At 40.5% G+C, this 9,786-nt stretch carries 8 protein-coding genes and 2 pseudogenes; 6 read left to right on the top strand and 4 right to left on the bottom strand.

The annotated features are described in order from the left end of the window. The 4 genes from ACOCD9_RS03300 to ppsA form a co-directional block, all read left to right on the top strand. Positions 1-114 (top strand): transposase (locus ACOCD9_RS03300; protein WP_271927689.1); only part of this gene is annotated, 114 nt, incomplete at its 5' end. A 248-nt stretch (positions 115-362) separates the two neighbouring features. Further along, on the top strand, positions 363-1,811 hold the full coding sequence (locus ACOCD9_RS03295; protein WP_419546357.1) for a M16 family metallopeptidase: 1,449 nt from the start codon (positions 363-365) through the stop codon (positions 1,809-1,811). A gap of 73 nt (positions 1,812-1,884) precedes the next feature. Beyond that, a complete protein-coding gene (locus tag ACOCD9_RS03290) occupies positions 1,885-2,139 on the top strand; it encodes a UPF0175 family protein (RefSeq protein ID WP_287701174.1) in 255 nt (84 codons plus the stop codon). Positions 2,140-2,489: 350 nt separating this feature from the next. Beyond that, complete coding sequence (ppsA, locus tag ACOCD9_RS03285) at positions 2,490-4,931, top strand: phosphoenolpyruvate synthase (RefSeq protein ID WP_016517076.1); 2,442 nt, start codon at positions 2,490-2,492, stop codon at positions 4,929-4,931. Between the two features lie 171 nt (positions 4,932-5,102). Here ppsA and ACOCD9_RS03280 read toward each other — a convergent pair. Beyond that, a pseudogene (locus tag ACOCD9_RS03280) lies at positions 5,103-5,303 on the bottom strand (transposase); the annotation flags it as partial. Between the two features lie 71 nt (positions 5,304-5,374). Between ACOCD9_RS03280 and ACOCD9_RS03275 the strand changes: the two are divergent. Beyond that, positions 5,375-5,878 (top strand): hypothetical protein, encoded by a 504-nt coding sequence (locus tag ACOCD9_RS03275; RefSeq protein WP_419546356.1) that lies wholly within the window; start codon positions 5,375-5,377, stop codon positions 5,876-5,878. A 467-nt stretch (positions 5,879-6,345) separates the two neighbouring features. On the opposite strand, the gene ACOCD9_RS03270 is transcribed toward ACOCD9_RS03275, so the two are convergent. The 3 genes and pseudogenes from ACOCD9_RS03270 to ACOCD9_RS03260 form a co-directional block, all read right to left on the bottom strand. Beyond that, complete coding sequence (locus ACOCD9_RS03270; protein WP_287701170.1) at positions 6,346-6,705, bottom strand: hypothetical protein; 360 nt, start codon at positions 6,703-6,705, stop codon at positions 6,346-6,348. 221 nt (positions 6,706-6,926) lie between these two features. Beyond that, positions 6,927-7,937 (bottom strand): hypothetical protein, encoded by a 1,011-nt coding sequence (locus tag ACOCD9_RS03265; protein WP_419546355.1) that lies wholly within the window; start codon positions 7,935-7,937, stop codon positions 6,927-6,929. A 335-nt stretch (positions 7,938-8,272) separates the two neighbouring features. Continuing rightward, positions 8,273-8,377, bottom strand: a pseudogene (locus ACOCD9_RS03260) (IS110 family transposase); the annotation flags it as partial. Between the two features lie 732 nt (positions 8,378-9,109). Here ACOCD9_RS03260 and ACOCD9_RS03255 point away from each other — a divergent pair. After that, on the top strand, positions 9,110-9,487 hold the full coding sequence (locus ACOCD9_RS03255; RefSeq protein ID WP_419546358.1) for a helix-turn-helix domain-containing protein: 378 nt from the start codon (positions 9,110-9,112) through the stop codon (positions 9,485-9,487). Positions 9,488-9,786 lie beyond the last annotated feature (299 nt).

Below are 9,786 nucleotides of genomic sequence, written 5' to 3'. Positions count from 1 at the left end.
ACAGTGGAAGGAATTAATAATAAACTGAAGGTGATTAAAAGGAGAGGCTATGGATTTAGAAACTTTAAAAACTTTAGTCTTAGATGTTTATTAAATTGGCATTTTGCTAGTTGATTTTACATGGTAAGTTCGGAAGAACCAGTAATGATAAATCCAAAGAGGAATTATAGTGATGGATAAAATACTAGCTCCCCCCGATCCGTAGGGAATTTTGGATAATTAGGCATGGCGGAGAGACACTTGATTTTTAGCAACTATTCTATCATCATTACTTCTTGGGGACTACCGTAAAAAGCAAAAAGCGGCCAGGGTTGCCTTTTGCTCCCTCTTATCTATTCCTCTCAATAATTTTGACTCAAATCATGAAAAAACGCTTACAATGGCTAGGTTTAATCATTATCACCTTGATAGGTGTCCTAGCTTTTCGTTCCCCAGCAATTGCCCAAACCCCGCGACATTTTACCGATTTAACTTTTCCTCCCCTTCCTGAAATAAAAGTTACCGAATACGAGCGCTATCAACTAGATAATGGGATGGTGGTTTATTTAGTGGAGGATCGCAGCTTACCTTTAGTGAGTGGTACGGCGATGATTCGGACAGGAGGAAGATTAGAATCCGGGGAAAAAGTCGGATTAGCCGATATTACTGGAACCGTGCTGCGTAGCGGTGGCACGGAAAAACATCCTTCCAATGTCTTAAATCAATTATTAGAACAAAGAGCAGCCCTAGTAGAAACCTCGATCGATCTTAACGCTGGAACTGCTAGTTTTAGCGCTCTTAGTGAAGATTTAGAAGCAGTTTTTAATCTCTTTGCCGAGGTTTTGCGTTCCCCAGCTTTTGAAAATCAGAGGGTGGAATTAGCCAAAGTTCAGGAAAAAGGAGCAATTGCCCGACGTAATGATGATCCCGATGATATTGCTAGTCGGGAGTTTAAAAAGCTAGTCTATGGTGATAATAGCCCCTACGCTCGTACTGTAGAATATAGCACTTTAGCTAATATTGACCGTCAGGATTTAATCGATTTTTATCGTACCTATGTCCGTCCCGACCAAATAATTTTAGGAATTGTGGGTGATTTTGATTCTCAGTCGATGAAAGCATTAATCAATAAAACTTTTGGCGATTGGAAAAATCCCGCAACTGCCACTAAAATTGTCACCCCTTCTGCAACCCAAAAAAATCTTCAAGGTGTCTTTGTTGTCAATCAACCCCAATTAACCCAGAGTAGCGTTTTATTAGGTCATCTTGGGGGTCGTTTGGATAGTCCCGACTATCCCGCTTTAACGGTATTAAATGAGATTTTAAGCGGTTTTGGTGGTCGTTTATTTAATGAAGTACGTTCCCGTCAAGGATTAGCTTATTCTGTCTATGGTATCTGGAATAGTCGTTATGATTATCCCGGTTTATTTATTGCCGGAGGTCAAACTCGCACCGATGCTACCGTACCTTTTATTAAGGCAATTTTAGGCGAAATCGAGCGCCTTCGCAATCAACCCGTAACCGCAAAAGAATTAGAAGACGCTAAAAATGCTATTCTCAATTCTTTTGTTTTTAAGTTTGAGAAACCTGGTCAAAATTTATCGCGATTGATGACCTATGAATACTATGGTTATCCCCAAGATTTTATCTTCCGTTATCAACAAGCGGTAAAAGGGGTGACAATTGCTGATATTCAACGAGTGGCCCAACAATATCTGCAACCGAATCAAATTGTGACTCTAGTAGTGGGTAATGAACAGGAAATTCAACCTCCTCTATCCAGTTTGGGAACTACGGTTAAAACTGTTGATGTCACCATTACACAACTATAAATAAATCTAGGTTGGATGGAGCTAAACTAGGTGAAATCCAACCTAAAACAATGAGATAAATATAGCACGAGATATGACTTTACAACTCACAATCAATTATCCTGAAAATTTACCCGACTTTCTTCAAAAAACCCGCGAGGAATTCGAGAGAGAAGCAACCTGGGCTATGGTAGTAAAACTCTTTGAGATGAAACGTATTTCGTCCGGTATGGCTGCCAATTTATTAGGAGTGGATAGGGTTAATTTTTTATTGAGATTGACCGATTTTGGCGTAGGGGTGATTGACTTAACAGAAGAAGAACTATTATCAGACCTTGAAAATGCCTAAAGCTAAATTACAGCCCTTCTCATAAAAAAAAGTATAACCTAATTTGGTATTGACTCCTGACTGCTGACGACCGACTCCCCAAAACGAAAACTTCCTATCTCACCATTGAGATAACTGCTGTAACTATTTTGAGATAACTAAGGCTATCATTGAAGAAAGTTACTGTTGAGACTCCTGATTAATTTGTTAATTTTTGTGTTAATTACCTAGACAATCAAACCCTTTAGAGATAGGGTTATCGTGGCTGATTTGGCTATTATATAGTTTTGTAAATAAATATCAAACTCAAGGATTTTTGAAGATGGTATGTAGCTAAACTGAAAGTATAGATTACAGAGGTAAAAATACTTATGATGCTACTACAAGATGTTGCGAGAACCTCTAGAGAACAAGCATTAATTCTGTGGTTTGAAGAAGTAGACAGCAAAGATGTGGGATTAGTCGGTGGGAAAAACTCCTCATTAGGCGAAATGATCCAACAATTAACCCCGAAAGGGATTAATGTACCCACAGGATTCGCCACCACCGCTTACGCTTACCGTCACTTTGTCGAAAAAGCCGGACTAGACGCACAATTAAGACAAATTTTCCAAGATTTAGACGAAAACGATGTCCAAAACTTGCAAGAAAAAGGTAAACAAGCGCGCACATTAATCCTCAATACACCGTTCCCCGATGATTTAAGTCATGCGATCGCTATTGCCTATCGCCGACTCTGTGAACGTTATGGCGATGATCTCTATCATTCCATCGATGTGGCAGTTCGATCGAGCGCCACTGCCGAAGACTTACCAGAAGCGAGTTTTGCTGGACAACAGGAAACCTACCTCAACGTGCAAGGGGTGAGGGGAGTTTTAGAAGCTTGCCATAAATGTTTTGCCTCTTTATTCACCGATCGCGCTATTTCCTACCGTCATCATAACGGTTTCGATCACTTTGCCGTCGCCCTTTCCGTCGGTGTCCAAAAAATGGTGCGTTCAGATCTAGCCACCTCCGGGGTGATGTTTTCCATCGATACGGAAACAGGGTTCAAAAATGCCACTTTAATCACCGCAGCCTACGGTTTAGGGGAAAATGTCGTGCAAGGAGCCGTTAACCCCGACGAATATCTGGTTTTTAAACCCACTCTTAAAAACGGTTACAAACCCATCCTCGACAAACGCCTCGGCAGTAAAGCCATCAAGATGATCTACGATGATGGAGGATCGCGTCTAACCAAGAATATCCGAGTTAACAAGCTAGAACAGGATCAATTCTGCATTAGTGACCAAGAAATCCTCACTTTAGCCCGTTGGACGACCCAAATCGAGGAACATTACTCGCAAGTGCGCGGAACCTACACCCCCATGGACATCGAATGGGCAAAAGATGGGATCACGGGAGAACTCTTTATCGTTCAGGCCCGTCCAGAAACCGTACAATCGCAAAAAGCCGCTAATATCCTTAAATCCTACGAAATTAAAGAAAGAAGTCAAGTTTTAGCGGTGGGACGGAGTGTAGGTGCGGCAATCGGTCAAGGAAAAGCCAGAGTCATCCTCAGTGTAGATAAAATCAACAACTTTAAACCGGGAGAAGTTCTCGTCACCAATCGCACGGATCCCGACTGGGAACCGATTATGAAACAAGCAAGCGCGATCGTTACTAATCAGGGTGGTCGTACTTGCCATGCCGCTATTATCGCACGAGAAATGGGCATTCCGGCGATCGTGGGTTGCAATAATGCCACGGAAACGATTAAAACCGGTCAGGAAGTCACCGTTTGCTGTGCGGAAGGGGATGAAGGGAAAGTTTACCTCGGATTGCTACCCTTTGAAATTCTTGAAACTCCCCTGGACAATTTGCCCCAAACTCGGACAAAAATCCTCATGAATATCGGTAATCCCGAAAAAGCCTTCGCTTTTGCCGATATTCCTGCCCAAGGGGTCGGTTTAGCGCGTCTAGAGTTTATTATCGCTAACCACATTCAGGCCCACCCCAGCGCCTTGCTGAAATTCCACGAATTGGAAGAAGGAGACGTAAAAGACCAAATCGCCGAATTAACCAAACACTACGAGGATAAACCCCAATTTTTCGTCGATAAATTGGCCCGGGGAATTGCCATGATTGCAGCCGCATTCTACCCCAAAGATGTAATTGTGCGGATGTCCGATTTTAAATCCAATGAATACGCTAATTTATTGGGTGGCAAACCCTTTGAACCCAAGGAAGAAAACCCGATGATCGGTTGGCGCGGCGCTTCCCGTTATACTGATCCTAATTATCGCGAGGCTTTCGCTTTGGAATGTCGGGCGCTGAAAATGGTCCGGGAAGAAATGGGATTAACTAATGTGATTCCGATGATTCCTTTCTGTCGTACCCCCGAAGAAGGGATGAGAGTCCTCGAAGAAATGGCGAAAAATGGTCTCGAACGCGGGGTTGATGGTTTGCAAGTTTATGTGATGTGTGAGTTACCAAGTAATGTAATTCTTGCCGACCAATTTGCTCAGGTGTTTGACGGATTTTCGATCGGTTCTAATGATTTGACCCAATTAACCTTAGGATTAGATCGGGATTCTGCCCTAGTTGCCCATCTTTTTGATGAACGGAATGAGGGAGTTAAACGCATGGTGAAAATGGCCATTGAAACCGCTAAAGCCCATAATCGCAAAATCGGTATCTGTGGTCAAGCTCCCAGTGATTATCCCGAATTTGCTCAATTTTTAGTGGAATTAGGCATCGATTCTATCAGTCTTAATCCTGATTCTGTCCTCAAAACTTTATTGATGGTGGCAGCAGTGGAGAAAGGACAATAGTTTAGTGATAAAGGTGGGCAAGTCCCACCTTTTTTTGTATTGGTATGTTGACAATATTATACTAAATCCGTTGAGTAACGCACAGAAAACGGGTTTCTCGGAGAAACCCGTTTTCTGCTCATGCAAAAGGCAAAAAGGGGAATAAATAATCAGTTTTTAATAACCGGATTTAGTATAAACACTCTGCCATTTTGGCGGGTCATGGAGCATTGCTCGCCATTTAATCCCATTGGCCAGCAAGTAAAAAATGGCGTTGAGTACCTCTCTCATATCGAGGCTACGGGGTCGCCCTCCTGGTTTAGCTGCCGGAATCAGGGGTTCTAAAATTTGCCACTGGTCATTTGTGAGGTCTGTGTCGTATGATATTAGTATCATTTTTAGGGTCTCCTTTTAGTTTTAGACCCTTCTACTCTACAACCATCTTTTCAAACAGGTTCTCAATTGTGCTTTGTCTGAATGATATTTTTACAAATCTGAGATGCACCCAGTCCGTGGGCTGGAGTTGTTTAACGGGAATCCTATTGTTAACCGCTTCTCCGGCTGTCGCTGATCGACTCGGAACAACACAGGTGCGTTCGCCATTAGAAATCGCCCAAGTTTCCCCGCTCTACGGCTGTTGGCAAATCACTTTTCGGAATGAAGGCGGAGTTGTCCATCAAGGAGCATTAGTCATGAACGGCTATAGCGGGGTAATGACCGTTAGTTACTGGTCGGTAGTGAACCGTCGTCAGGAGTATGTCGATCAAACGATGACACTAATGAATTCTGCTCAAGGGATCTTAATAGCGGGATCTAATCCTGTGTGGTCAGGAACTAGGATTAGAATGCGAGACTATAGTCCAGATAATTTTTTGTTTTCCATCCTGCCCGACGGTACTTTCTTCGCGGCGACCTGTGATGATCGATTGGTCTGTTCCCCAGTGGAAATAGCGAGTTGTAGGCAATGATCGCTCATTGGTTCGACAGGATCGGTATTCTTTGTCCATTCAACTAATTTCTCTAGCGAGTACAGATTGTTTTGCTTTAGCATGAATTTAACGATCGAGTAACGAGGCTCCAAGCTTGTTGTCCTCACGGCAATTAATATTCCGCTCGGTTATAGAGAGGTTTTTGCCAGAACGAACCAGGAGTGCTTAACAATTCGGCGGCTATCAATCGAGATGAAAAAACTAAAATCCTTGCTAGAAAAGACTTGTGGGTTAATCACAATCTGGTACTTCTGTCAATCTTTGTTAAGATGCGTTTGCCCTGCGTAAAGATCGAAAATTTACTGACGATGACTTTGAACATTATTCTCAAATTGCTGCTATTCTTAAACGCACAATCGAATTAATGGCAAACATTGATTTAATCATTGAAAAATATGGAGGTTTTCCTATTTTTTTAGTTAGCGGTGATTGCCTTTAATAATAAATCAAGAAAAATTAATAACTTTGGGGTTGAAAGTTTTCAGATAACCTTGTAATTGCAAGAGAGGAGCAAAGGTGTTGATATTAACATTAGTCATCACTGATTCTTCTCCTGCGGCACATTCATAAACCACATAAGTCCAGATACCCGGATTATCTTCCTCGGCACTTTCTCCCTCATAAAAAGTGATTGTACCGTCATCTTCGCACTCGTAATAAGCGGAATAAACATCCTCCCATTCGCAATCGGAATCATTCATGGTTTCCTGAATTACCGTTAGTACCCCTGCGATGTGATGGGGTTGGGTTTCCACCTGCACTAAACGTTCTTCTTCCCAGATAAAATTATGCAATTCTAGAGTCATATTTCTCCTTAGATATTAACAGATAATTAATTAAAATTTCCAAGAGTGATTAGCATCCTTTAACGCGGCTTTTACCGTTAATAATTGACTGAAATTTTTAAAGAAATAGAGCAAAATAAGATGGTAATTTCTTCTAAAATTAAGTCAAGTTTTTGATTATCACCAGAGGATAAAGAGCGATTCACCAATTGATAACATTCATAGATTTTCAAGAATAATTATTAGTTTTCTAAGAGATGGCGGTACTTTTCTTCGAGATTTTCCGTTGCTTTAGTTAATTTCCCCTTTTCGTCTAGGATGGATAGTTTCATGATTTCCGATGAGGCTTTAATTAAAAGTAGCATCTCCCGAAATTTGACCGCATCTTCCTCTAGATGGGGATTAAAATTAGCTCGTGACTCCAGTTCAGTTAAACTCTTAATAGCTCTACTATTCAGACTATTAACGAGGTATTGTAACTCCTTAATTCTGCGCTGAACTTGTCCTAAAAAACCCTTACTTTTATCTAATTGAGCTATTTTATTATCCACTTCTTTGGCGTATTCGATAGCTTTAGTTAGGGCTTTTTTCCCTTCTCCTCCTAAGACAAAACCACCAATCATTAAAGCAGGTCCGACGGTAATACCTCCTAAAACCACTGTTCCCAAAGCCATACCACCGCCACCGGCAGCTAAAGAACCACCTCCTAACCATGCTAGGGTGGCATTCCAAGCGGCTGCCCCACTAAGTCCACTAATTGCTGTTCCTGTACTAGCAGTACCGAAAAGACCAATTAATCCTAGGGTTCCCTGACTGGCTGCCGAGGCGACTCCCACTACTTTTAAACCCCCTACAGCCAAACTTTGCGCGTTTAACACTTCCGCTTTATATTCCTTGAATTGTTCGGCAGAAAATCCCTCAAACCCTTCTAAGAAGCGTTGATGGGATGGGGAGGTATTTTGACCAATTCTTTGACTATTTCTTTGATCAATTCTGCTAATAAACTTAATAAATCTGCCGATAGTGTTGATTTTGACATTAATTTGTAGTTGACCGTATTCTTCCGCAAATTTTTGGGTAGCTTGAAACTTTTTTTCTAGGGATTTGTTGGCTTTTTTGTATCTTTGTTCGGCACTTTTGCCAATTTTTTCCGCCTTTTGTAGCTTGGAGACACCATTAGCACCCGCACTAACACCCACACCAGCAGTAACTAACGCTGCCGCACCAAGAATAATCGGGATAATAAAGATCATGACCGAAAAGCTCCTAGTCTATCCAGTTTTGTAAAATTCTACCAACATAGTTAAAAGAAAATCAAGGGGGTGCATCTCACACTTGCAGAAATACCGACAATCAGCAATTATCAGTGACTCTTAAATGATGACAAATGTAAGTGGGTGGGTGAAATTAAATATAAGATGAACGTAGCGACTGTCTTGATTGTCAAGGGGGAATTTCAAAAAAACTCAAGCAGTTGCCGTAAAACTCAAAATCTCAAGCCAGAAAAAAGCGCAGCAAAAGCTAAGCTGCTCAGGTTAAACTAAAGCAAGCGCAACCCTTGATTAGAGATAACAAAAAGTGTGAATCTCTAGGAACAAGGTTGTAAATTGTCAGCAAGCTGCCAAGGCTGATTTTGGCGAACTATTGCATTAAGAATGACTAAGATTTTCCGCACACAAGCAGTGAGAGCCATTAATCCTAAGCTGTTCATAATTTAAACTGCACATTTTAGAGGCTGAACCTCTTGCCAGGCTTAGATCGTCTCGGAAATTTATATATGGAGCAACTTAAAAGTAAACAAGCTTCACAGTACCTGTCAGGGAATCAGCATACACTTTTATGAAATACATAATCACTTAATAAGTGTTTTAGATTATTCTGTGTATGACATGATTAAGACAGGAGCCGTAAAGCTTGATTTGGTAGAAATAATAGAAGCCTGAGAGGACGTTTGAAAAGTAGCATCTTCAACCAAATATCCCCCCAAATTCCCCTTAAAAAAGGGAACTGTTTGAGATTTTTTTCCTTGATCTGGTAGGGTGCGTTAGGCGGTTACAAATTCGGTAAAAACACCAAAATTAACAATCCGCCGTAACGCACCAACTTGATTATTAAATTGGTGCGTTACGCTATCACTAACGCACCTTACTGGACTGTTTCAACTAAAATAGGGCAATAGATTTCGGCTTAAAGTCTTAGATTATAGAATTTATATAGCATTTACATTTGAGATGTGGAAATCAATTTCTGAAAAAATGCTATAGTCTAAGTCAATATTTTAATAATTTTAATTATGGAAAAGACTCAGAAAATCAAAAAAGAGATCGAAGAACTAGATAAATGGATTAAAACGAATCCAGATTCAAGAGAATTAAAAAGAGCTATTGCCGTTAAACCATCTTTACAAGGATAGACTTATCAAGCGATCGCCCCCATACTCAATGTCTCTCTAAGTTTTATTGGTAAATGGAAAACTCAGTTTGAAGACCGAGGTATCGCTGGATTAAAATTATCATATCAAGGAGCAAAAAGCTACTTAGATGAAGGGCAAAAACAAGAAGTTTTCAGTTGGCTGCAACAACAAGAATATTGGGATATATCGGAGTTTAAATGCTATTTAATCGACCAATTTGATATAGCATTTAAATCTCAAACGAGCTATTATAATTTGCTAAAAGAAGCGAAAATTAGTTGGCGAAAAGCTCAACCTAAAAATCATCTTCAAGACCCAGAACTGGTCAAAAAAAAAGAACCAAAAAATCCAAGATATTATAACAGAGTTATTACCAAAAATAAAAGCTGAAAAGGTTGTTATATATACGATTGACGAAGTTCACCTACTATAAGAAGACTTGATTAGCTATCTTTAGGGGAAGACAGATAAAAGACTAAAACTTCCACTTCTCAACCCGAAAAATTGTCAAACATACTACGGGGCATTAAACTTAATAAATCCTGAACTTATCACTGGAGAATACAAGCAGGGGAATGGAGATTGCACAGTGGATTTTCTCAAAAAGTTAATCAAGATAAATCCAGGTAAAAGAATTATTATCTTTTGGGATGTAGCTTCCTATCATAGAGGGGAATTAATACAAGGTT

Source organism: Microcystis sp., assembly GCF_048564745.1.
Taxonomy (GTDB): Bacteria; Cyanobacteriota; Cyanobacteriia; order Cyanobacteriales; family Microcystaceae; genus Microcystis; species Microcystis ichthyoblabe_A.
Note: the sequence above shows the minus strand (reverse complement) of the source record. Positions and strands in the feature narration are given on the sequence as shown.

Excerpts from the sequence above, each read along its gene's own strand:
- ACOCD9_RS03270 (WP_287701170.1), bottom strand. The coding sequence starts at position 6,705 with ATGACTCTAGAATTGCATAATTTTATCTGGGAAGAAGAACGTTTAGTG.
- ACOCD9_RS03265 (WP_419546355.1), bottom strand. The coding sequence starts at position 7,937 with ATGATCTTTATTATCCCGATTATTCTTGGTGCGGCAGCGTTAGTTACT.
- ppsA (WP_016517076.1), top strand. The coding sequence starts at position 2,490 with ATGATGCTACTACAAGATGTTGCGAGAACCTCTAGAGAACAAGCATTA.
- ACOCD9_RS03295 (WP_419546357.1), top strand. The coding sequence starts at position 363 with ATGAAAAAACGCTTACAATGGCTAGGTTTAATCATTATCACCTTGATA.
- ACOCD9_RS03290 (WP_287701174.1), top strand. The coding sequence starts at position 1,885 with ATGACTTTACAACTCACAATCAATTATCCTGAAAATTTACCCGACTTT.